Raw genomic sequence first — 20,666 nt, 5'->3', positions numbered from 1 at the left:
AATCGCTGCCAGTGTCCGGGTCATGGAACAGCCGACTTTCACGCCACCCTATGATCCGGCCGAGCCGGGTGAGGAAGCCCGTCAGGCGCTGCGCAAGTCGGTCAAGATGCGGGCGCATCTGCGCGACCGCGGCCAGACGCGATTCGAGATCGAGGTGACCGATCTGTCGCTCTCGGGCTTCCGCGCCGAGACGAGCTTCACCTTATGGCCGGGAACGGTCGTGTGGCTGACGCTGCCGGGTCTTGCGGGGCTGGAGGCGGTGGTCGCGTGGCGCGACAAGTTCAAATACGGCTGCGCCTTCGCCAAGCCGCTGCATCCGGCGGTGTTCGACCATATCGTTGCGCTCTCGCAACGCTGAGCGGCACGCAGCGACGGGGGCTGTCGCTTACCCCGTGCTGCCTTGGCACAAACGAAACCGCGCGGCGGCCGTCAGTCGAAGAGCGACGACACGCTGGTCTCGTCGGCGATTCGCTTGATCGCCTCGCCGAGCAGCGGCGCGATCGGCAGGTGGCGGATCTTGGCGGCCTTGCCGATCGATTCGTGATTGCCGATCGAATCGGTGATCACCAGCTCGCGCAGCGCAGAGCCCTCGACCCGCGCCACCGCGCCGCCCGACAGCACGCCGTGCGTGACATAGGCGACGACATCCTCCGCCCCCGCCTCGCGCAGCGCCGCCGCGGCGTTGCACAGCGTCCCGGCCGAATCGACGATATCGTCGATCAGGATGCAGAAGCGCCCCTCGACGTCGCCGATGATGTTCATCACCTCCGATTCGCCGGCGCGTTCGCGCCGCTTGTCGACGATCGCCAGCGGCGCATTGTCGAGTCGCTTGGCGAGCTGGCGCGCGCGCACCACGCCGCCGACGTCGGGCGAGACGACCATCAGGTTCTTGCCCTTGAAGCGCGCGTTGATATCCGCGCTCATCACCGGCGCGGCATAGAGATTGTCGGTCGGGATATCGAAAAAGCCCTGGATCTGACCGGCATGCAGGTCGACCGACAGCACGCGGTCGGCCCCGGCGACGGTAATCAGATTGGCGACCAGCTTGGCCGAGATCGGCGTGCGCGGGCCCGGCTTCCGATCCTGCCGGGCATAGCCCATATAGGGGATCACCGCGGTGATCCGTCGCGCCGACGCGCGCTTGAGCGCGTCGATCATGATGAGCATTTCCATGAGGTTGTCGTTGGCAGGGAAGCCGGTCGACTGGAGCACGAAGACGTCCTCGCCGCGCACGTTCTCCTGGATCTCGACGAAGATCTCCTCGTCGGCGAAGCGGCGGACCAGCGCATCGGTCAGCGGGATCTCGAGATAGGCCGCCACCGCCCGCGCGAGCGGAAGGTTCGAATTGCCGGTCATCAATTTCATTGGTCAGCTCCCGCCCGTATCGCCCCGCGCCTTAGAGCCACCGTCACAAAATCGAAAGCATCGAGACGCGGAGGCGATGCGCTTGTCGCCGCGCGGCCGACTGACTAGGCCCCACCCATGACCGTCACCACCCGCTTCGCCCCCTCGCCCACCGGCATGCTGCACGTCGGCAACATCCGGGCTGCGCTGCACAATTGGATGTTCGCGGGGGGTCAGGGCGGGCGTTTCGTGCTGCGCATCGACGATACCGATGCCGAACGGTCGGAAGAGCGATTCGTCGCGGCGATCCGCGCCGATCTCGGCTGGCTGGGCCTGACGCCCGACACCGAGGTGCGCCAGTCGGAGCGATTCGCGCTCTACCAGCAGCGGTTCGACGCGCTGGTCGCGGCGGGGCGAATTTACCCCGCCTATGAGACTGCGCAGGAACTCGACCTCAAGCGCAAGATCCTGCTCGGCCGCGGCCTGCCGCCGGTCTACGACCGCGCCGCGCTCGCGTTGGACGCAGCGGCGCGCGCAGCGCTCGAAGCCGACGGCATCCGCCCGCACTGGCGCTTCAAGCTCGACCATGACGCGCCGATCGCCTGGGACGATCTGATCCGTGGCCCGCAGAGCTTCGATCCGAAGACGATGAGCGATCCGGTGATCCGCCGCGCCGACGGTTCGTGGCTGTATATGCTGCCCTCGGCGATCGACGACGCCGATCTCGGCATCACGCATGTCGTCCGCGGCGAGGACCATGTCTCCAACACCGCGCTGCAATTGCAGATGTTCGACGCGATGGGGGTGACACCGCCGCGCTTCGCGCACGAGGCGCTGCTGACCGGCGCGGAGGGCAAATTGTCGAAGCGGCTGGGCTCGCTCGGCGTCGACCATTTCCGCGAGGCGGGGATCGAGCCGCAGGCGGTGATCGCCTTGCTCGCGCGGATCGGCACCAGCGATCCGGTCGAACCGCTCGCCGATCCCGCGCCGCTGATCGCCGCCTTCGACTTCGCGCGCTTCGGCCGGGCGCCGGCGCGGTTCGACGAAGCGGAACTGGCGCAGGTCAATGCGCGCATCGTCCATCAATTGCCGTTCGATACCGTCGCCGATCGCCTGCCCGCCGGCATGGGCGCGGCGGAATGGGATGCGGTACGCCCCAATCTGACGCGCGTCGCCGAGGCGGCGGACTGGTGGCAGGTGATCGAGGGGCCGATCGCCGCCCCCGCGTTCGACGACGAGACGCGGGCCTATCTGGCGCAGGCCGCCGCCGCCGCGGAGGCGATCGACTGGGCGGGCGACCCGTGGCACGCGCTCACCGCCGCGCTCAAGGACACGACCGGCCGCAAGGGCAAGGCATTGTTCCTGCCGCTGCGGCAGGCGCTGACTGGCCGCGATCACGGCCCGGACATGGCGGCGCTGCTGCCGCTGATCGGCCGCGACCGCACGCTGGCGCGACTGTCCGCCTAACCCGCCGTTCGGGCGCCCACCCCATCGAGAAGGATGACGCTCCGTGCGCCCCGTGCACCGACACTTGACGTCGTAACGATACAACGTACCATCCATGTACTGCAGGAGAATCGATCGAGTCGCACCCTTCAAGGAGACGGACGATGTACGCCGACCGCTACGCCCAGCCGACCCGTTTCAACCCCGGCGGCCTCACCGCCGCGATCGCGATCAACGCCGCGCTGGTCGCCGCGCTGATGTTCGCCGGTCCGAAGATCCTGCCGGGCGCTCCCGAGCACGTGCTCGAAACCCGCAACATCCCGCTCGACCCGCCGCCGCCCGAACGGCCGGTGCCGCAGCCCCGGCCGCAGGAGCGGGTCGCCAACCATCCGACCGAGCAGATCGTCGCGCCGATCCCGCCGATCGCAATCCCGTCGACCTCGGACTTCACGACCAACGCCGTCGACCCGACCCCGCCCGCCGGTCCGACGATCGGCACCGACCCCGGCCCGGCCGCCGCCGAGCCGGTCGCCCCGCCATTGCCGCCGCTGGTCGGGCCGCAGATCGACCCGCGCTATGCCGACGCCTTCCAGCCGGTCTATCCCGCCGTCGAGCGCCGCGCCAACCGCGACGGCCGCGTCACGGTGCGCGTGCTGATCGGCACCGACGGCCGGGTGAAGCAGATCGAGCGGCTCACCGCGACCAGCGACGCCTTCTGGCAGGCGACGATGGAGCGCGCCACCCGCGCCTGGCGCTTCAAACCCGCCACCCGCGGCAGCGTGCCGGTCGAGGCGTGGCGGACGATGACGCTGACCTTCCGCATGGAGGATGCGGACTGAGACGCACGGTCGTCCCACCCGTCGCGTCCCCCCGGGGGGCTGGCCTCGCCGCCCCCCGTCACCTATCTTGCCGCCATGCAGTTCTTCCGCCGCTTCTCGCCGCTCCACGCCTTTCGCGACCTGCGTTTCTTCCTGTCGCAGCGCGAGCCGCGCGATCTCGGCTTTCTGGTGGCGGCGATGGCGGTGACCGGCTTCTTCGTCTACGCCTTCATGCGCAACGACATCCCGCCCGAACCGTATCAGCCCAACATCATCTACTTCAAGAATTACGCCGCCAATCGCACCGATGCGCAGATCAAGGCGCAGCAGGAGATCGACAAGGTCGAGCAGGATCAGCGCATCGCCGCGCAAAAGGCGCGCGAGGAGAAATTGCGCAGCCAGTTCAAGACGGTCGACGACGCGATGTCCAAGTGGGGCCTGTAAGTAGCGGCGACGACGCGCGCTGGATGGGCGCGGCGCTCGCGCTCGCCGAACGGACGCGCGGCCGTACCGCGCCCAATCCCAACGTCGGCTGCATCCTCGTCGCGGACGATCGCGTCGTTGGCCGGGGCTGGACGCAGCCCGGCGGCCGGCCGCATGCCGAGGCGATGGCGCTTGCCGCCGCTGGCGCGGCTGCGCGTGGCGCCACCGCCTATGTGACGCTCGAACCCTGTGCGCATGTCTCGCCGCGCGGCCCCGCCTGCGCCGACCTGCTCGTCGACGCGGGCGTTGCGCGGGTGGTCGTGGCGCTCGGCGATCCCGATCCGCGCACCGACGGCGCGGGCATCGCGCGGCTGCGCGACGCCGGGATCGCCGTCACGACCGGAGTACGCGCCGAGGACGCCGCGCGCAGCATGGCCGGCTTTCTGACACGCCGGCGCCTCGCCCGGCCGTTCGTGACGCTCAAGCTCGCCACTTCGCTCGACGGCCGCATCGCATTGCCCGACGGCAGCAGCCGCTGGATCACCGGCGCCGAGGCGCGCGCCCACGCGCATCTCGAACGCAGCCGACACGAGGCGATCCTCGTCGGGCGCGGCACGTGGGAAACGGACGTGCCGAGCCTCGACGTGCGGCTGCCGGGGCTGGAAGAGCGCAGCCCGTTGCGGGTCATCCTGTCGTCTCGCCCTCACCCTTCCGCGCCTGCGGCGCTCCCTCCCTCTCCCAATGGGAGAGGGAAAAGGCGCGCAGCGCCGAAGGCCGAGGGTGAGCGCGAGACGGTATCGATCGACTCGCCTGTCGCCATCGCCACCCTCCCCGCCGACCATATCCTCGTCGAGGGCGGCGCGGCGACCGCCGCCGCCTTTCTCCGCGCCGATCTGGTCGATCGCCTCCTGCTCTACCGCGCGCCGATCCTGATCGGCGCGGGCAAGGCGGCGCTCGGCGACCTCGGCATAGCCGATCTTGGCACCACCCATGGTCGCTGGCGGTTGCACGATGCGCGCGACCTTGGCACCGACCGTCTCGAGGTCTACGAGCGCACCCCATGTTCACCGGCATAGTCAGCGATATCGGCACCATCGAGACGGTCGAGGTCCGCGGCGACACGCGCGTCCGCATCGCCACCGCTTATGATACCGAGACGATCGACCTCGGCGCGTCGATCGCCTGTTCGGGCGTCTGCCTGACTGTCATCGACAAGGGGCCGGGCTGGTTCGCGGTCGATGTCTCGGGCGAGACGATATCGCGCACCGCGCAGGGACAATGGACGCAAGGCCGTCGCCTCAATCTCGAACGCGCGATGAAACTCGGCGACGAACTCGGCGGCCATATCGTCACCGGCCATATCGACGGCGTGTCCGAGATCGTCGCGATCGCGCCGGACGGCGATTCGAAACGGATCGGGTTCCGCGTCCTTCAGGAGGTCGCACCGTTCATCGCCCCCAAGGGCTCGATCACGATCGACGGCGTCTCGCTGACCGTCAACGGCGTCGAGGACGACGGCGCGACGACCCGCTTCTGGGTCAACCTCATCCCCCATACGCAGGCGGTCACCACGCTCGGCGGCCTCGCCGAGGGGCAGGCGGTCAATATCGAGATCGACGTGCTCGCCCGCTATCTGCAACGCATGGAGCATTATCGTGGCCGCTAAACCCGAGTTGGGGCGTCTGCGTCACGCCTTCCTGTCCTCGCCCGAGGAGATCATCGACGAGGCGCGCAACGGCCGGATGTTCATCCTCGTCGATGACGAGGATCGCGAGAACGAGGGCGATCTCGTCGTCCCCGCGCAGATGGCGACGCCCGAGAAGATCAACTTCATGGCCAAGCACGGCCGCGGCCTGATCTGCCTCGCGCTGACCAAGAAGCGTGTCGACGAGCTCGGCCTGACGCTGATGAGCCGCAACAACGGCACGCGCTACGAAACCGCCTTCACCACCTCGATCGAGGCGCGCGATGGCGTCACCACCGGCATCTCCGCCGCCGACCGGGCGCGCACCATCGCGGTGGCGATCGATTCGTCGAAGGCGCGCGACGAGATCGTCACCCCCGGCCACGTCTTCCCGCTGGTCGCGCGCGACGGCGGCGTGCTGGTGCGCACCGGCCATACCGAGGCGGCGGTCGACGTGTCGCGGCTCGCCGGGCTCAACCCCTCGGGCGTGATCTGCGAGATCATGAACGAGGACGGGACGATGGCCCGGCTCGACGACCTCGTCACCTTCGCGCAGTTCCACAATCTCAAGATCGGCACGATCCGCGACCTCATCGCCTATCGCCGCCGCTACGACCATCTCGTCGAGAAGCGGGCCGAGGCGCGCTTCACCAGCGAATGGGGCGGCGAATGGACCGCGCTCACCTTCTGGAACAAGGCGACCGGCACCGAGCAGATCGCGCTGGTCAAGGGTAAGGTCGATCCGGCGAAGCCGACCCTGGTGCGGATGCACGCGCTGTCGCCCTTCGCCGACATCTTCGGCGAGAATGGCGCGCGCGAGGGGCTGCTGCGCCGGTCGATGGAGATCATCGCGGAGGAGGGCGCCGGCGTGATCGTCGTCATCAACCGTCCGCGCGCCGACCAGTTCACCGTCGCGCTCCAGGCCAAGGCCGGGACGCTGCCGGCGGCCGACATGGAGGAATTGCGCGACTATGGCGTCGGCGCGATGATCCTGACCGAGCTCGGCGTCGAGGAAATGGTGCTGCTCACCAACACCCACCACACGTTGGTCGGGCTCGACGGCTATGGCCTGTCGATCGTCGGCGAACGGGCAATCGAGACGGACGACTGACATGGCGCATATCCTCATCGTCGAAGCGCGCTTCTACGACCATCTCAACGACATGCTGCTCGCCGGCGCCCGCGCGGCGATCGAGGCGGCGGGCCATAGCCACGAGACGGTGACCGTGCCGGGCGCGTTAGAGGTACCGGGCGCGATCGCGCTGGCGGCGGATACCGACCGGTATGACGCGTTCGTCGCGCTGGGCGTCGTGATCCGCGGCGAGACCTATCATTTCGAGATCGTCTCGAACGAAAGCGCGCGCGGCATCATGGCGCTGACGCTCGATGGTCTGGCGATCGGCAACGGCATCCTGACCACCGAAAACGAGGCGCAGGCGATCGCCCGCGCCGACCCGGCGCAGCTCAACAAGGGTGCCGGCGCGGCACAGGCGGCGCTGGCGATGCTCGCGCTGCGCGAGCGGCTGGGGTAATCGCTTAAGGGCTTTGGCGCGCGGAGACGCAGAGGGGTTTCGCCCGTTAGGGCGGCCACGTCCCCGGCAAAATCCCGCACCGCTTACCCCGCCCAGATGTCTTCTGAGCCTTCGCGCGAACATTGATCCACGCGAAGGCGCGAAGACGCAAAGATGTCGCCCTCGCGGCGACGCCATGCCCCGATCCGCCGTCATGAGAAGAGCAGGCTGACGCCTGCGCCACCCACATCCCCTTCGCGTCTTCGCGTCTTCGCGCGAATCAAAAAAGACCCGGTACGTTGCCGTACCGGGTCAAGGTCGTCCGCAGGAGGAACATCGTGGGGGGCGGAGGTCTCGTGCCCCCGCCCCCGATAGGATCAATTATAGGCGCGCTCGCCGTGCTCGCCGAGGTCGAGGCCTTCCTGCTCGACTTCGGGAGCGACACGCAGGCCGGTGATCGCCTTGGCGACGAGGATCGCGATGACGGTGCCGATCGACGCCCAGACGACGGTGGTGACCACCGCCTCGATCTGGACGAGCAGCTTGGCGCCCATTGCATAATCTGCCGCACCCGGCCCGCCGAGCGACGGCGCATAGACGATGCCGGTGCCGATTGCGCCGATCATGCCGCCGACGCCGTGCACGCCGAAGGCGTCGAGCGCGTCGTCATAGCCGAGTTTGGGCTTGAGCACCGAGACCGCGAAGAAGCAGACCACCGAGGCGACGGCGCCGAGCACGATCGCGCCGAACGGCCCCGAATTGCCCGCCGCCGGCGTGACGGCGACCAGCCCGGCGATGATGCCCGAGCAGAAGCCCAGCGCCGACCCCTTGTGACCGCGCGCCCGCTCGACCAGCATCCAGAACAGCCCGCCCGAAGCGGTGGCGACGAAGGTGTTGAGCATCGCCAGCCCCGCCGAGCCGTTCGCCTCCAGCGCCGAACCGGCGTTGAACCCGAACCAGCCGACCCACAGCAGGCCGGTGCCGACCCCGGTCAGCGTCAGCGAATGCGGCGGCATCGGCGTGGTGGGATAGCCCATCCGCTTGCCGAGCATGATCGAGGCGACCAGCGCCGAGACGCCGGCGTTGATGTGAACGACGGTGCCGCCGGCGAAATCCAGCGCGCCTGCCTTGAAGAACACGCCCGACGACGCCCAGACCATGTGCGCGATCGGGAAATAGACGATCGTGAGCCACACCGCGGCGAATACCATCACCGCGCTGAACTTCATCCGCTCGACCACCGATCCCAGCACCAGCGCGACGGTGATCGCCGCGAAGGTCATCTGGAAGCAGATGAAGACATATTCGGGGATCTCGACGCCGGCGGTGAAGGTCGCCGCCTGCGACGAGGCGGTGACGCCCTTCAGGAACGCCTTGTCGAGGCTGCCGATGACGTTCGACAGGCCGCCGGTGACGTCGGGGCCGAAGGCGAGGCTGTAGCCGTACATCACCCACAGCAGCATCGCCAGGCAGGCGACCGCGCCGATCTGCGTCATCGTCGACAGCATGTTCTTCGAGCGGGTGAGACCGCCGTAGAACAGCGCGAGGCCGGGCAGGATCATCATCATGACGAGGACCGTCGAGGTCATCATCCAGGCGGTGTCGCCCTTGTTCACCGTCGCGGCCGGTGCGGCGGCGGGCGCCTGCAAGGCGGCGTCCTGCGCCCAGGCGGGCAGCGCGGCGAACGCGAGGGCGGCAAGCCCCGCGGTGCCGGCGATCTTCAATCCGTGCTTCATCCTGTTACCCCCCTCAGAGCGCCGAATCGTCGGTTTCGCCGGTGCGGATCCGCACCGCTTGACCGACATCGAGCACGAAGATCTTGCCGTCGCCGATCGCGCCAGTGTTCGCCGAGGCCTGCACCGCCTCGACGACGCGGTCGGCGAGATCGCCCGGACAGACCACCTCGATCTTGATCTTGGGCACCATGTTGGTGCTGTATTCGGCGCCGCGGTAGATTTCGGTCTGGCCCTTCTGACGGCCGAACCCCTTGACCTCGGTAACCGTCATCCCCGCCACCCCCAACGTGGTGAGCGCTTCCCTCACCTCGTCGAGTTTGAACGGCTTGATGATCGCAATGACCAGCTTCATCCCTGCCCCCTCGATTGTCCGAGGGGCACGTCGCAATCATCGTGCCAATCGCTGAAAGGGAGATATAGGCGCGCTTTGTGACGCGTCGTGGGGTTTGCCCGTTAGATAATTGTGCAGATGCGAAAGACTGCCTTAAAATTGGGCAGCATCGACGATCGCTTTGGCGGCATCGACATCTTCGTCATCGACCATCACCCGTACCGGGATCAGCAGATAGCTGCCGTCGGCGATGCTCGCCCCGCCGTCGAAGGCGATCGCATCGATCCCCTCGGAGTCGAGCCGCCCGACGATGATATTGGCGAGGTTGCGATCGTAGCGACCCAGTTCGACGAGGCTCATCGGCTTCCTTGCATCGTTCGCATCAGCGCGGGCGTGCGTTGACCCGCATCACCATCAGACATATCATTCGGCCATGGCAAGCACACTCGACCTGCCGTCGAAAAGCACGCGCCAGATGACCGAATCAGAAGTCCGTGCCGAGGCAAAGCGCTTCGACGTCGCTCACGACGCCGATCTCGAAGTCATGCGCGCTGCTCTGAAGCGCGAGCTCGATCGTCGGTGGAAAGAGGGGAATCGCGAAGCGATTGAGGGGTGGAACCGCTGGATAGAAAAGAACGGTCTGCCGCTCGAGAGATATCGCTGCTGGTGAATGGCGCAGTTTGACGTCCGTATCCTCCCGGACGGAACGATGGTCATCAACCTGCAATCGGATCTGCTGTCTGGCTATCCAACGACCCTTGTCGCACCACTCCTCCCGAGGATGAATTACCCGTCGGGCGCTCGCGTATGCACCCGATGTTCCAGATTGACGGCCAAAGACTATTGCTCGCGCCACAACTGATGTCCGCCGTACCATCCCGTTCGCTCGGTCGGGTAAAAGCATCGCTCGGCGACCACGACTATGTCATCAAAGGCGCTCTCGATATGGTACTCAGCGGCTATTGAAACGGACGATCAGGTCGCAGTGCCGCCCACCGTCAATCCGTCGACCAGCAGCGTTGGCTGGCCCACGCCGGCCGGCACGCTCTGCCCGCCCTTGCCGCAGACGCCGATCCCTTCGTCCAGCGCGAAGTCGTTGCCGATCCCGGCGACCTTCGTCAGCACCGTCGGGCCGTCGCCGATCAGCGTCGCGCCCTTGATCGGCGCGCCGATCCGGCCGTTCTCGATCAGATACGCCTCGGTGCACGAGAACACGAACTTGCCCGAGACGATATCGACCTGCCCGCCGCCGAAGCTCTTGGCGAAGATACCGCGCTTGACGCGGCTCAGCAGCTCGGCGGGATCGTCGGTGCCGCCCTTCATGAAGGTGTTGGTCATCCGCGGCATCGGCGCATGCGCGAAGCTCTCGCGGCGGCCGTTGCCGGTCGGCGCGACACCCATCAGCCGCGCGTTGAGCCGGTCTTGCATATAGCCCTTGAGGATGCCGTCCTCGATCAGCACCGTCTCCGACGTCGGCGTGCCCTCGTCGTCGATCGACAGCGAGCCGCGTCGGTCGGGAAGCGAGCCGTCGTCGACCACGGTGACGCCCGGCGCCGCGACGCGCTCGCCGATCCGTCCCGAGAAGGCGCTGGTGCCCTTGCGATTGAAGTCGCCCTCGAGGCCATGGCCGATCGCCTCGTGCAGCACGATCCCCGGCCAGCCCGGCCCAAGCAGCACGGTCATCTCACCCGCCGGCGCCGCGACCGAGTCGAGATTGACCAGCGCATGCGCCAGCGCCTCGTCGATGCCGCGGTTCCATACCGTTGCGTCGAACAGCCGGTCGTACAGATAGCGCCCGCCGATGCCGAACGTGCCGGTCTCGCGGCGGCCGTTCTGTTCGACGACGATCTGGATGTTGAGCCGCACGAGCGGTCGCACGTCGGTGGCGACGAAGCCGTCGGGGCGGACGATCTCGACCACGCTCCATGTGCCGGACAGGCCGACCGAGACCTGCGCGACGCGCGGATCGCGCGCCCGCGCCGCGGCGTCGATCGTCTGGCACAGGTTCACCTTGTCGGCGAACGGCACCAGGTCGAGCGGATCGGCGTCAGTATAGAGGTGGCGATTGTTGCCCTGCGGTGGCGGCGCCTTGGCGCTCGTCGTCGGATCGATCAGCGCCATCGTCTCGCCGGCGCGGCGGATCGCTGCCTCCGACAGTTCGTTGGCGTGCGCGAAGGCGGTCATTTCGCCCGACACCGCGCGCAGGCCGAAACCGGCGTTGGTGTCGTAGCTTGCCGTCTTCAGCCGGCCGTCGTCGAAGCCGAACGCCTCGGCCTTGCGATATTGCAGGAACAGTTCGCCATCATCGGCGCGGCCCAGCGCATCCGCGGTGAGGCGGAGCGCGGCGTCGGGCGACAGAGCGTCGCGGTAGAGGAACGAGCGGGGATCGGCGGCTACAGTCATGCCCCCGATATAGGGGCGTTAAACGCTGGCGCCATCCGGATGATCGGGCAATTTCGACTGGTCGGCGCCGTCGGCGGGTCCGCCGATCAGCACGAAGCGCCGGTCGCAATAGCCGCAATCGACATAGCCCTCGTCGTCGATCTGCAGGAAGACGCGCGGATGGCCGAGCGCGGCGCCACCCGGAATATCGGTAGCGCCGTCACAGGCGACACGGCGTTGCGAGACGCGGATGGTTTCGGGCGGCGGGATCATGCGGAGGCGGATAGCAAGACGCGCGAGCCGCTTCAATCCTCCCGACGCGGGGAGGGGGACCGCCGTGCCGGGGAGGAATGGGTTGCACCCCATCACGATCCGCGTATTCCGCCTGCATGACCGAGGCCGCGATCCGCATCCAGAACCTCTGCAAGACCTATCAGGGCGGCAAGCGCGCGCTCGACGGGGTCAGTTTCGACGTGCCGCGCGGGCAGATCTTCGGCCTGCTCGGCCCCAATGGCGCGGGCAAGTCGACGCTGATCAACATCCTCGCCGGGCTGGTCAACAAGACCGAGGGCAGCGCCGAGATCTGGGGCTTCGACATCGACGCGCAGCCGCGCAACGCCAAGGCGTCGATCGGCATCGTCAATCAGGAGATCCTGTTCGACCCCTTCTTCACGCCGATCGAGACGCTGGAGATCCAGGCGGGCCTGTACGGCGTCCCCAAGGGCCAGCGGCGCAGCATGGAATTGCTGCGCGCGGTGCATCTGGAGGACAAGGCAAAGGCTTATGCCCGCACCTTGTCGGGCGGCATGAAGCGGCGACTGATGGTCGCCAAGGCGATGGTCCATTCGCCGCCGGTGCTGGTGCTCGACGAGCCGACCGCGGGCGTCGACATCGAATTGCGCCAGCAGCTCTGGGCCTATGTCCGCCAGTTGAACGACGCCGGCGTCACCGTGGTGCTGACCACGCACTACCTCGAGGAGGCCGAGGAATTGTGCGACCGGATCGCGATCATCAATCACGGCCGGCTGATCGCCAACGAACCGACCCGGGAGCTGGTCGGCAAGGCGCAGGAAAAGGTGGTGGCGGTCACCGTCGACCGCGACGTCGCGACGCTGCCGGTCAACGCCTGTTTCGGCAAGATCGTGCTGAAGGGCGCGCGGACGCTGGAGATCACCTATGCCAAGGACCGGGTCAACGCCGGCGAGGTGCTCGCCGCGGTCCAGCACGACGGCTTCGGCATCGTCGACGTCTCGACCAAGGAGCCCGATCTGGAGGACGTGTTCCTCAGCCTGACGCGCGCCAGCAACGCGTGACCGAAGCGACCCGCAACAGCGACGTCCTCATCGTCGGCTCGGGCGCCGCGGGGCTCACCGCGGCGCTCAACCTCGCGGAACGGTTCAGGGTCACCGTGCTCGCCAAGGGCGCGCTCAACGAAGGGTCGACCGCCTGGGCGCAGGGCGGGATCGCCGCGGTGCTCGAACCCGGCGATACGTTCGACAATCACGTCGAGGATACGATGGTCGCCGGGGCCGGCCTCAATGACCGCGATATCGTCGAATTCGTCGTCGAGGGCGCCCCCGCCGCGATCGAGCGACTGACACAGCTCGGCGTCCCCTTCGCCACCGAGGGGAATACGCTTCATCTCACCCGCGAGGGCGGCCACAGCCATCGCCGTATCGTCCATGTCGCGGACGCGACCGGCTGGGCGGTGCAGGAGGCGCTGCAACGCGCCGCCGAGGCGCATCCCAATATCACGCTCGTCCCCGATCAGGTCGCGATCGACCTCGCCACCAGCCGTCACGAGCAGCGCTATTCTGGCGCAGGCAACGTCTGGGGCGTCTATGCAGTCGATCGCGGCACCGGCCGCGTCACGCTCTACACCGCAAAGGCGACGGTGCTCGCCACCGGCGGCGCGGGGCGCACCTATCTCTTCTCCACCGCGCCGCGCGGCGCGACCGGGGACGGCATCGCGATGGCGTGGCGGGCGGGTGCGCGCGTCTCCAACATGGAGATGATGCAATTCCATCCGACCTGCCTCTACCATCTCGAGGTCAAGAACTTCCTCATCACCGAGGCGGTGCGCGGCGAGGGCGGGCGGCTGATCAACCCGACCACCGGCAAGCGCTTCATGTCCTATTACGATGCCGAGCGGATGGAGCTGGCGCCGCGCGACGTGGTCGCGCGCGCGATCGACGCCGAGATCAAGCGCTACGGCCTCGATTACGTCCATCTCGACATCAGCCACCAGCCCGCCGATTTCGTCCGCGGCCATTTCCCCAACATCTATGAGAAGTTACGCGGCCTCGGCATCGACATGACGACGCAGCCGATCCGGGTGGTGCCGGCGCAGCACTACACCTGCGGTGGCATCGTCATCGACCGCGACGGCCGCACCGATCTACCCGGCCTCTATGCCGCGGGCGAGTGCACCGAGAGCGGGCTGCACGGCGCTAACCGGCTCGCCTCGAACAGCCTGCTCGAATGTTTCGTGTTCGGCGAGGCCTGCGCCGACCATATCGCGGCGCATTGGGACGGGCTGCCGCCTGTCCCGGTGATCCGCCCGTGGGACGAGAGCCGCGTCACCGATTCGGACGAGGAGGTGGTGATCAAGCAGAATTGGACCGAGATCCGACGCTTCATGTGGAATTACGTCGGCATCGTCCGCACCACCAAAAGGCTCGAACGCGCGCAGCACCGCATCCAGATGCTGACCGAGGAGGTGGCGGATTATTACGGCCATTTCCGCGTCACCCCCGATCTGATCGAGCTGCGCAACCTGTTGCAGACCGCCGCGCTGATCGTCCGCTCGGCGCTGCACCGGCACGAGAGCCGCGGCCTGCATTATACGCTCGACTATCCCGAGACGCTGCCGGAGGCGGTCGATACGGTGCTGGTCCCGTAAGGGAAGCGATCGCCGCCCTCAGCCGGTCACCTCCTTGAACAATTGCCGTGCCGTCTCGGCGATCACCCGGCCGGCGCCGCGGTCGCCCTTGGCCATCGACGACATGAATGCCTTGGCCTGCGCCAACGTCAGATGCGGCGGCAACGGCGCGACCTCGGGATCGGTCTTCACCTCGAGGATCACCGGCCGGTCGGAGGCCAGCGCCGCCGCCCAGGCCCCCGCCAGATCCTCGGGTCGCTCGACGAAGATGCCCTTAAGCCCGATCATCTCGGCGAAGCGCGCATAGGGCACGTCGGGCAGGTCCTGCGTCGTCGGGAAGCGCGGATTGCCCTCCATCACACGCTGCTCCCACGTGACCTCGTTGAGGTCCTCGTTGTTGAACACGCAGACGATGAAGCGCGGATCGGCCCAACGCTGCCAATATTTCTGCACGGTGATCATCTCGGCGAGATTGTTCATCTGCATCGCCCCGTCGCCAACCAGCGCCACCACCGGCCGCTCGGGATGCGCGAACTTCGCCGCGATTGCATAGGGCACCGCCGCCCCCATCGACGCGAGCCCGCCGGACAGCGACGCGCGCTGTCCCTGCTTCAGCTTGAAGTCGCGCGCATACCAGTTGCAGCACGATCCGCTGTCCGAGGTGACGATCGCATTCGCGGGCAGCTGCGGTGACATCTCCCACACCACGCGCTGCGGGTTGACCGGTTTGGCCTCGGCCATCGCACGCGCTTCCAGCGTCTGCCACCAGTCGACGACGCCTGCCTCGATCGTCTCGCGCCAGCTACGGTCGGGCTTGGCGTGGAGCAGCGGGATCAGCGCCTCCAGCGTCTCGCGCGCACCGCCGTGCAGATTGACCTCGGTCGGATAGCGCAGCCCGAGCATGCCGGCATCGACGTCGATCTGCACCGCGCGGACCTTGCCGTCGGGCGGCAGGAACTCCGCCCATGGAAAGCCGGTGCCGATCATCAGCAGCGTGTCGGCGCCCTGCATCATGTCCCATGACGGCTTGGTGCCGAGCAGGCCGATCGCGCCGGTGACGAAGGGCAGTTCGTCGGACAGCACGTCCTTGCCGAGCAGCGCCTTGGCGACACCCGCGCCAAGCAGGTCGGTGACGCGCACCACCGCCTCGGCACCGTCGCGCGCGCCGGCGCCGATCAGGATCGCGACCTTCTCGCCGGCGTTGAGCACCTCCGCGGCGCGGGCGAGGTCGCGCGGCTGCGGCACGATCAGCGGCCGGCTGTAGCCGACGCCCGAGCGGGTGAAGCCGTGCTGGACTTTCGGATCCTCATAGGGTTCGTCCTGCACGTCCTTGGGCAGCACGATCACGCCGACGCCATTGCCCGCCACCGCGATGCGGATCGAGCGGTCGGTGACATGGCGGACCTGCGCCGGCGCGGTCGCCTCCTGCACGTAATCGGCGACGTCGGCGAAGATGCGGTCGAGGTTGAGCTCCTGCTGATAGCTCGCGCCGCGCACCGTCGTCTCCGCCTGGCCGGCGATCGCCAGCACCGGCGCATGATCGAGCTTGGCGTCGTACAGGCCAGTGAGTAGATGCGTCGCGCCGGGGCCACCGGTGGACAGGCAGACGCCGAGCTCGCCGGTGAACTTGGCGTGCGCGCTCGCCATGAACGCGGCCATTTCCTCGTGGCGGACCTGGATGAACTCGATGCCCTCGCCCGCCTTCTCCGCGCGTTGCAGCGCGCCGAGCACGCCGTTGATGCCGTCGCCCGAATAGCCGTAGATGCGGGTCACGCCCCAGGCTTTCAGCCGGTCCACGAAAAAGTCGCTGGTCATCTGTGCCATGGCGGTCGTCCTGATTGCCCGATTGCGGCAGTAACGGACGGGCCGCGGCAATGGTGCCCCGCGTTTCGCCGTACCGGTGCCGCGGTTCGTCGCAGTCGACCCGATCGCCGGTTCCTCCGCACCGTTCCTCCGATAAGGATCGTCGCCTTGCCAGCTGAGGCCCCTATTCCCGTATGATAGCGTATGGCCGTCCGGCCCGATCGATCCTGATGATCGCCAGTTGCGCCGCCCTTGCCGGCTGCGGCTCGACCTCGCGGCCGATCGGCAGCGGCCCCGCCCCCGCCGAGACACCGGCGCTCGCGGTGTCGATCCCGATCCCCGCCGCCGCACCGCCGCCGCGCCGGGTGGCACCGGCACAGCTGACCAGCGCAATCGATGCGCTCGCGCGCAATTTCGACGGCAAGTTCGGCATCGCAATCCGCGCCGTCGACGCGGGATGGACGGTGACCTCGCCGGGCGCGCGGATCCGCCTGCCGCAACAGTCGGTGAGCAAATTGTGGGTCGCGATGACGCTTATGGACCTGCGCGACCAGGGCAAGGCGCGGCTCGACGATCCCGTCGTCGTCCGGCCCGAGGACCTGACGCTGTTCCACCAGCCGATCGCGATGCTGGTCAAGGGCGACGGCTACCACACCACCGTCGGCGAACTGCTCACCCGTGCGCTGACGCACAGCGACAATACCGCCAACGACCGCTTGCTCACCTATGTCGGCGGCCCCGCCGCGGTGCGTGCGATGATCGAGCGCAAGCAATTGGGCGACATCCGCTTCGGCCCCGGCGAGCGCCTGCTCCAGTCGAGGACTGCGGGGCTGACGTGGAGCCAGTCGATGGCGGTCGGCGGCGGCTTCGAGGCGGCACGCTCGCGCCTGTCGCCAGAGGCGCGCACCGCGGCGCTCGACGCTTATGTCAACGATCCGCCGGACGGCGCGGCACCGCTCGCGATCGCTGACGCGCTGTCGCGGCTGGCGCGTGGCGAGCTGTTCACCGAGACCTCGACGCGCATCCTGCTCGATACGATGGGCGCCTCGGTGACCGGCCGCGCCCGGCTGCGCGCCGCCTTGCCCGCCGGCTGGCAGATCGCGCACAAGACCGGCACCGGGCAGGATCTCGGCGGCCGCAATGCCGGCTTCAACGACGTCGGCCTGCTCACCGCGCCGGACGGACGCCGCTATGCGATCGCGGTGATGATCGGCGATTCGCGACGGCCGATCCGCGAACGGCAGCAGCTGATCCAGTCGGTCGCGGCGGCGGTGGCGAATTATGCGGGGGGCGGGGCGACGGGCGCCTGACCCCTATCGTCATCCCGGCGAACGTCGGGATGATTAAGGCCCTGTTACCCCAAAGCCACACTCCGCCAAACCCGGCGTCCATCCCAAGCAGAGGTTGGTGCCGCCCGGCCGATCGGGTAAACGCAGCCACGATGCCCCATCTCTATCTCGTCGACGGCTCGGGCTATATCTTCCGCGCCTATCATCGCCTGCCGCCGCTCACCAACAAACACGGCGAGCCGGTCGGTGCCGTCTATGGCTATACCGCGATGCTGTGGAAGCTCGCCGACGAGCTGCACGCGGCGGAGGGGCCGACGCATATGGCGGTGATCCTCGACAAATCGTCGAAGACCTTCCGCAACGATCTGTACGATCAGTATAAAGCCCACCGGCCGCCGCCGCCCGATGATCTGGTGCCCCAGTTCCCGATGATCCGCGACGCCACCCGCGCCTTCTCGCTGCCGTGCATCGAGACCGAGGGGCTGGAGGCCGACGACATCATCGCCTGCTACGCCAAGGCGGCGCTCGCGCAGGGCTGGTCGGTGACGATCGTCAGTTCCGACAAGGATCTGATGCAGCTCATCGAGCCCGGCCTCGACCTCTACGACACGATGAACAACCGGCGGCTCGGCGCGGAGCATGTCGCCGAGAAGTTTTTCGGCATCGCGCCGAGGCAATTGGGCGACGTGCTCGCGCTGATGGGCGACAGCGTCGACAACGTGCCGGGCGTCCCCGGCGTCGGCCCGAAGACCGCCGCCAAGCTGATCCTCGAACATGGCGATCTCGAATCCGTCCTCGCCGCCGCGGAGGGGATGAAGAAGGGCAAGCTGCGCGACAATCTGATCGAGCATGCCGGCATGGCGCGGTTGAGCCGCGAGCTCGTCTCGCTGCGCTGCGACGTGGCGCTGCCCGAACCGCTCGAGGATCTCGAGCTCAAGGGTATCCCCGACGCGCCGTTGCGCGCCTTCCTCGAACATCACGGCTTCCGCACCCTGCTCGCCAAATTGGGCCAGGTCGCCGACGATCCCGTCCCTGCACCCGCCTCGGTGCCTTATGAAGCCGATCCGCCGTGCGAGCATGACGCCTATGAAACGGTGGTCGACGTCGAGACGCTCGACCGCTGGATCGTGCAGGCGCAGCATCAGGGCTGGGTGGCGATCGATACCGAGACGACCGGCACCGATGCGACCGGCGCCGATCTGGTCGGCGTCAGCCTCGCGCTCGGCGCCAACAAGGCGTGCTATATCCCGCTCGGCCACGGCGGCAGCGACCTGTTCGGCGAGACGCCGCCGCAGATCGAGCGCGACGCGGCGCTCGCCCGGCTGAAGGTCCTCTGCGAGGACGCGTCGGTGCTCAAGATCGGGCATAATCTCAAGTTCGACATGATCGTGCTCGGGCTGCATGGCATCGCGATCGCGCCGCACGACGATACGATCGTGATGAGCTTCGACCTCGACGCCGGGCTGCACGGCCATGGCATGGACGAGCTGGCGGCGACGCACCTGTCGCATAGCTGCATCGCGTTCAAGGACGTGGTCGGCACCGGCAAGACGCAGCGCGGCTTCCACGAGGTCGATCTCAAGGCGGCGACGCGCTACGCCGCCGAGGATGCCGACGTCACCTATCGGCTGTGGAAGCGCTTCAAGGCGCGGCTGCCCGCCGAGGAGGCGACGCGCGTCTACGAGATGGTCGACCGGCCGCTGGTGCCGGTGATCGCGCGGATGGAGATGCGCGGAATCAAGGTCGATCGCGAGCGGCTGTCCGGCCTGTCCGCCGAATTCACCGGCCAGATTGCCGGGCTGGAGACGGTGATCCACGGTCTTGCCGGCGCGCCGTTCACGATCGGTAGCCCCAAGCAATTGGGCGACGTGCTGTTCGAACGGATGGGCATCAAGGGCGGCCGCAAGGGCAAGTCCGGCGTCTATTCCACCGACGTCACCGAGCTCGAGCGGATCGCCGCCGACAAGGATTCTCCCGGCGCCGAGATCGCCGCGCGCGTGCTCGACTGGCGACAGCTCACCAAGCTCAAGAACACCTATACCGATGCGTTGCAGGCGCAGATCAACCCGCGCACCGGCCGCGTCCACACCAGTTACTCGCTGACCGGCGCGCAGACCGGGCGCCTGTCGTCGACCGAGCCCAATCTGCAGAACATCCCGATCCGTACCGAGGTGGGCCGGCAGATCCGCGACGCCTTCGTCGCCGAGCCGGGCAACGTCATCCTCGCCGCCGATTATTCGCAGATCGAGCTGCGGCTGGCGGCGCATATGGCCGACGTGCCGGCGCTGCGCGACGCCTTCGCCAATGGCGACGACATCCATAGCCTCACCGCGATGGAGCTGTTCGGCGAGGTCAACCGCGACACCCGCGGCCGCGCCAAGACGATCAACTTCGCAATCCTCTACGGCATCAGCCGCTGGGGGCTCGCCGGGCGGCTCGACGTCAGCGCCGAGGAGGCGCAGGCGATGATCGACCGCTATTTCGAGCGCTTCCCCGGCATCAACACGTATATCGCCGAGACGACGCAGAGCGTGCGCGAGCGCGGCTTCACCACCACCCTGTTCGGCCGCAAGACGCATTTCCCGCGCATCCGCAGTAAGGTGCAGCACGAACGGCAGGGCGCCGAGCGCGCCGCGATCAACGCGCCGATCCAGGGGACCAGCGCCGATATCATCAAGCGCGCGATGGTGCGGATGGAGCCGGCCCTGCGCGACGCGGGGCTGCCCAACGTCCAGATGCTGTTGCAGGTACACGACGAACTGGTGTTCGAACTGCCCGAGGGCGACGTCGACGCGGCCAGGCCGGTGATCGAGCGGGTGATGGCCGAGGCGGCGCAGCCGGCGGTGACGCTGTCGGTGCCGCTCGGGATCGAGATCGGGACGGGCGCGAGCTGGGGAGCGGCGCATTGATCGCTGACGGCGCGCGCTTGCCCTCACCCTTCGCCGCCTTCGGCGGCTTTTCCCTCTCCCGGCGGGAGAGGGAGGGAGGCGCGCAGCGCCGGAAGGGTGAGGGTGGGTG

General features: G+C 67.9%; 21 protein-coding genes. 14 read left to right on the top strand and 7 right to left on the bottom strand.

Annotated elements, in window-relative coordinates; all coding sequences use genetic code 11:
- Positions 1 to 22 precede the first annotated feature (22 nt).
- A complete protein-coding gene (locus AC07U4_RS10270) occupies positions 23 to 358 on the top strand; it encodes a PilZ domain-containing protein (RefSeq protein WP_137898412.1) in 336 nt (111 codons plus the stop codon).
- A gap of 71 nt (positions 359 to 429) precedes the next feature.
- On the opposite strand, the gene AC07U4_RS10265 is transcribed toward AC07U4_RS10270, so the two are convergent.
- On the bottom strand, positions 430 to 1,365 hold the full coding sequence (locus AC07U4_RS10265; RefSeq protein WP_137898411.1) for a ribose-phosphate pyrophosphokinase: 936 nt from the start codon (positions 1,363 to 1,365) through the stop codon (positions 430 to 432).
- Positions 1,366 to 1,482: 117 nt separating this feature from the next.
- Here AC07U4_RS10265 and gltX point away from each other — a divergent pair, with 117 nt between their 5' ends.
- The 7 genes from gltX (at position 1,483) to ribH (ending at position 7,247) form a co-directional block, all read left to right on the top strand.
- A complete protein-coding gene (gltX, locus tag AC07U4_RS10260; protein ID WP_495195354.1) occupies positions 1,483 to 2,811 on the top strand; it encodes a glutamate--tRNA ligase in 1,329 nt (442 codons plus the stop codon).
- A gap of 143 nt (positions 2,812 to 2,954) precedes the next feature.
- A complete protein-coding gene (locus AC07U4_RS10255) occupies positions 2,955 to 3,629 on the top strand; it encodes an energy transducer TonB (protein WP_495195353.1) in 675 nt (224 codons plus the stop codon).
- 75 nt (positions 3,630 to 3,704) lie between these two features.
- Positions 3,705 to 4,052 carry a hypothetical protein gene (locus AC07U4_RS10250; RefSeq protein WP_038664169.1) on the top strand — a complete coding sequence of 116 codons (348 nt, stop codon included), beginning with the start codon at positions 3,705 to 3,707 and terminating at the stop codon, positions 4,050 to 4,052.
- A 23-nt stretch (positions 4,053 to 4,075) separates the two neighbouring features.
- Positions 4,076 to 5,107: a bifunctional diaminohydroxyphosphoribosylaminopyrimidine deaminase/5-amino-6-(5-phosphoribosylamino)uracil reductase RibD gene (ribD, locus tag AC07U4_RS10245; RefSeq protein ID WP_495195852.1), complete on the top strand. Its 1,032-nt coding sequence runs from the start codon at positions 4,076 to 4,078 to the stop codon at positions 5,105 to 5,107.
- Positions 5,092 to 5,697, top strand: coding sequence for a riboflavin synthase (locus AC07U4_RS10240; protein ID WP_495195352.1), 606 nt, complete (start codon positions 5,092 to 5,094; stop codon positions 5,695 to 5,697). The genes ribD and AC07U4_RS10240 overlap by 16 nt, the downstream gene beginning before the upstream one ends.
- On the top strand, positions 5,687 to 6,826 hold the full coding sequence (gene ribB / locus AC07U4_RS10235) for a 3,4-dihydroxy-2-butanone-4-phosphate synthase (protein WP_137898407.1): 1,140 nt from the start codon (positions 5,687 to 5,689) through the stop codon (positions 6,824 to 6,826). The genes AC07U4_RS10240 and ribB overlap by 11 nt, the downstream gene beginning before the upstream one ends.
- 1 nt (position 6,827) lies before the next feature.
- Entirely contained in the window at positions 6,828 to 7,247 is a 420-nt protein-coding gene (gene ribH, locus AC07U4_RS10230; protein ID WP_495195351.1) for a 6,7-dimethyl-8-ribityllumazine synthase, read from the top strand.
- Positions 7,248 to 7,603: 356 nt separating this feature from the next.
- On the opposite strand, the gene AC07U4_RS10225 is transcribed toward ribH, so the two are convergent.
- From AC07U4_RS10225 to AC07U4_RS10215, 3 genes are all read right to left on the bottom strand, one after another.
- Entirely contained in the window at positions 7,604 to 8,962 is a 1,359-nt protein-coding gene (locus tag AC07U4_RS10225; protein WP_495195350.1) for an ammonium transporter, read from the bottom strand.
- A 13-nt stretch (positions 8,963 to 8,975) separates the two neighbouring features.
- Positions 8,976 to 9,314 (bottom strand): P-II family nitrogen regulator, encoded by a 339-nt coding sequence (locus AC07U4_RS10220; RefSeq protein WP_137898404.1) that lies wholly within the window; start codon positions 9,312 to 9,314, stop codon positions 8,976 to 8,978.
- A gap of 132 nt (positions 9,315 to 9,446) precedes the next feature.
- The gene (locus AC07U4_RS10215) at positions 9,447 to 9,653 is read right to left on the bottom strand and encodes a putative signal transducing protein (RefSeq protein WP_038664189.1); all 207 of its coding nucleotides are present in this window, start codon (positions 9,651 to 9,653) and stop codon (positions 9,447 to 9,449) included.
- Between the two features lie 73 nt (positions 9,654 to 9,726).
- On the opposite strand from AC07U4_RS10215, the gene AC07U4_RS10210 reads away from it, so the two are divergent.
- The gene (locus AC07U4_RS10210) at positions 9,727 to 9,963 is read left to right on the top strand and encodes a type II toxin-antitoxin system CcdA family antitoxin (RefSeq protein ID WP_495195349.1); all 237 of its coding nucleotides are present in this window, start codon (positions 9,727 to 9,729) and stop codon (positions 9,961 to 9,963) included.
- Between the two features lie 137 nt (positions 9,964 to 10,100).
- Positions 10,101 to 10,259 (top strand): CcdB family protein, encoded by a 159-nt coding sequence (locus AC07U4_RS10205; protein WP_495195348.1) that lies wholly within the window; start codon positions 10,101 to 10,103, stop codon positions 10,257 to 10,259.
- A 9-nt stretch (positions 10,260 to 10,268) separates the two neighbouring features.
- Here the strand turns inward: AC07U4_RS10205 and tldD are convergent, their stop codons facing one another.
- The gene (gene tldD, locus AC07U4_RS10200; RefSeq protein WP_495195347.1) at positions 10,269 to 11,696 is read right to left on the bottom strand and encodes a metalloprotease TldD; all 1,428 of its coding nucleotides are present in this window, start codon (positions 11,694 to 11,696) and stop codon (positions 10,269 to 10,271) included.
- Between the two features lie 18 nt (positions 11,697 to 11,714).
- Complete coding sequence (locus AC07U4_RS10195) at positions 11,715 to 11,948, bottom strand: zinc-finger domain-containing protein (RefSeq protein WP_038664196.1); 234 nt, start codon at positions 11,946 to 11,948, stop codon at positions 11,715 to 11,717.
- Positions 11,949 to 12,064: 116 nt separating this feature from the next.
- Here AC07U4_RS10195 and AC07U4_RS10190 point away from each other — a divergent pair, with 116 nt between their 5' ends.
- The gene (locus tag AC07U4_RS10190) at positions 12,065 to 12,988 is read left to right on the top strand and encodes an ABC transporter ATP-binding protein (RefSeq protein WP_137898402.1); all 924 of its coding nucleotides are present in this window, start codon (positions 12,065 to 12,067) and stop codon (positions 12,986 to 12,988) included.
- Positions 12,985 to 14,577 carry an L-aspartate oxidase gene (gene nadB / locus AC07U4_RS10185; RefSeq protein WP_495195346.1) on the top strand — a complete coding sequence of 531 codons (1,593 nt, stop codon included), beginning with the start codon at positions 12,985 to 12,987 and terminating at the stop codon, positions 14,575 to 14,577. Before AC07U4_RS10190 ends, nadB begins: the two co-directional genes overlap by 4 nt.
- 18 nt (positions 14,578 to 14,595) lie before the next feature.
- On the opposite strand, the gene AC07U4_RS10180 is transcribed toward nadB, so the two are convergent.
- A complete protein-coding gene (locus AC07U4_RS10180; protein WP_038664205.1) occupies positions 14,596 to 16,380 on the bottom strand; it encodes a thiamine pyrophosphate-requiring protein in 1,785 nt (594 codons plus the stop codon).
- Between the two features lie 209 nt (positions 16,381 to 16,589).
- Here AC07U4_RS10180 and AC07U4_RS10175 point away from each other — a divergent pair, with 209 nt between their 5' ends.
- Together AC07U4_RS10175 and polA are read left to right on the top strand one after the other, a co-directional pair.
- Entirely contained in the window at positions 16,590 to 17,669 is a 1,080-nt protein-coding gene (locus tag AC07U4_RS10175) for a serine hydrolase (protein WP_495195345.1), read from the top strand.
- 131 nt (positions 17,670 to 17,800) lie between these two features.
- Positions 17,801 to 20,557 carry a DNA polymerase I gene (polA, locus tag AC07U4_RS10170; protein WP_495195344.1) on the top strand — a complete coding sequence of 919 codons (2,757 nt, stop codon included), beginning with the start codon at positions 17,801 to 17,803 and terminating at the stop codon, positions 20,555 to 20,557.
- Positions 20,558 to 20,666: the final 109 nt, after the last annotated feature.

The organism is Sphingomonas sp. GW821-FHT02B09 (assembly GCF_059421875.1).
Note: the sequence above shows the minus strand (reverse complement) of the source record. Positions and strands in the feature narration are given on the sequence as shown.

Excerpts from the sequence above, each read along its gene's own strand:
- AC07U4_RS10270 (WP_137898412.1), top strand. The coding sequence starts at position 23 with ATGGAACAGCCGACTTTCACGCCACCCTATGATCCGGCCGAGCCGGGT.
- AC07U4_RS10265 (WP_137898411.1), bottom strand. The coding sequence starts at position 1,365 with ATGAAATTGATGACCGGCAATTCGAACCTTCCGCTCGCGCGGGCGGTG.
- gltX (WP_495195354.1), top strand. The coding sequence starts at position 1,483 with ATGACCGTCACCACCCGCTTCGCCCCCTCGCCCACCGGCATGCTGCAC.
- AC07U4_RS10255 (WP_495195353.1), top strand. The coding sequence starts at position 2,955 with ATGTACGCCGACCGCTACGCCCAGCCGACCCGTTTCAACCCCGGCGGC.
- AC07U4_RS10250 (WP_038664169.1), top strand. The coding sequence starts at position 3,705 with ATGCAGTTCTTCCGCCGCTTCTCGCCGCTCCACGCCTTTCGCGACCTG.
- ribD (WP_495195852.1), top strand. The coding sequence starts at position 4,076 with ATGGGCGCGGCGCTCGCGCTCGCCGAACGGACGCGCGGCCGTACCGCG.
- AC07U4_RS10240 (WP_495195352.1), top strand. The coding sequence starts at position 5,092 with ATGTTCACCGGCATAGTCAGCGATATCGGCACCATCGAGACGGTCGAG.
- ribH (WP_495195351.1), top strand. The coding sequence starts at position 6,828 with ATGGCGCATATCCTCATCGTCGAAGCGCGCTTCTACGACCATCTCAAC.
- AC07U4_RS10225 (WP_495195350.1), bottom strand. The coding sequence starts at position 8,962 with ATGAAGCACGGATTGAAGATCGCCGGCACCGCGGGGCTTGCCGCCCTC.
- AC07U4_RS10220 (WP_137898404.1), bottom strand. The coding sequence starts at position 9,314 with ATGAAGCTGGTCATTGCGATCATCAAGCCGTTCAAACTCGACGAGGTG.
- AC07U4_RS10215 (WP_038664189.1), bottom strand. The coding sequence starts at position 9,653 with ATGAGCCTCGTCGAACTGGGTCGCTACGATCGCAACCTCGCCAATATC.
- AC07U4_RS10210 (WP_495195349.1), top strand. The coding sequence starts at position 9,727 with ATGGCAAGCACACTCGACCTGCCGTCGAAAAGCACGCGCCAGATGACC.
- AC07U4_RS10205 (WP_495195348.1), top strand. The coding sequence starts at position 10,101 with ATGCACCCGATGTTCCAGATTGACGGCCAAAGACTATTGCTCGCGCCA.
- tldD (WP_495195347.1), bottom strand. The coding sequence starts at position 11,696 with ATGACTGTAGCCGCCGATCCCCGCTCGTTCCTCTACCGCGACGCTCTG.
- AC07U4_RS10195 (WP_038664196.1), bottom strand. The coding sequence starts at position 11,948 with ATGATCCCGCCGCCCGAAACCATCCGCGTCTCGCAACGCCGTGTCGCC.
- AC07U4_RS10190 (WP_137898402.1), top strand. The coding sequence starts at position 12,065 with ATGACCGAGGCCGCGATCCGCATCCAGAACCTCTGCAAGACCTATCAG.
- AC07U4_RS10180 (WP_038664205.1), bottom strand. The coding sequence starts at position 16,380 with ATGGCACAGATGACCAGCGACTTTTTCGTGGACCGGCTGAAAGCCTGG.
- AC07U4_RS10175 (WP_495195345.1), top strand. The coding sequence starts at position 16,590 with ATGATCGCCAGTTGCGCCGCCCTTGCCGGCTGCGGCTCGACCTCGCGG.
- polA (WP_495195344.1), top strand. The coding sequence starts at position 17,801 with ATGCCCCATCTCTATCTCGTCGACGGCTCGGGCTATATCTTCCGCGCC.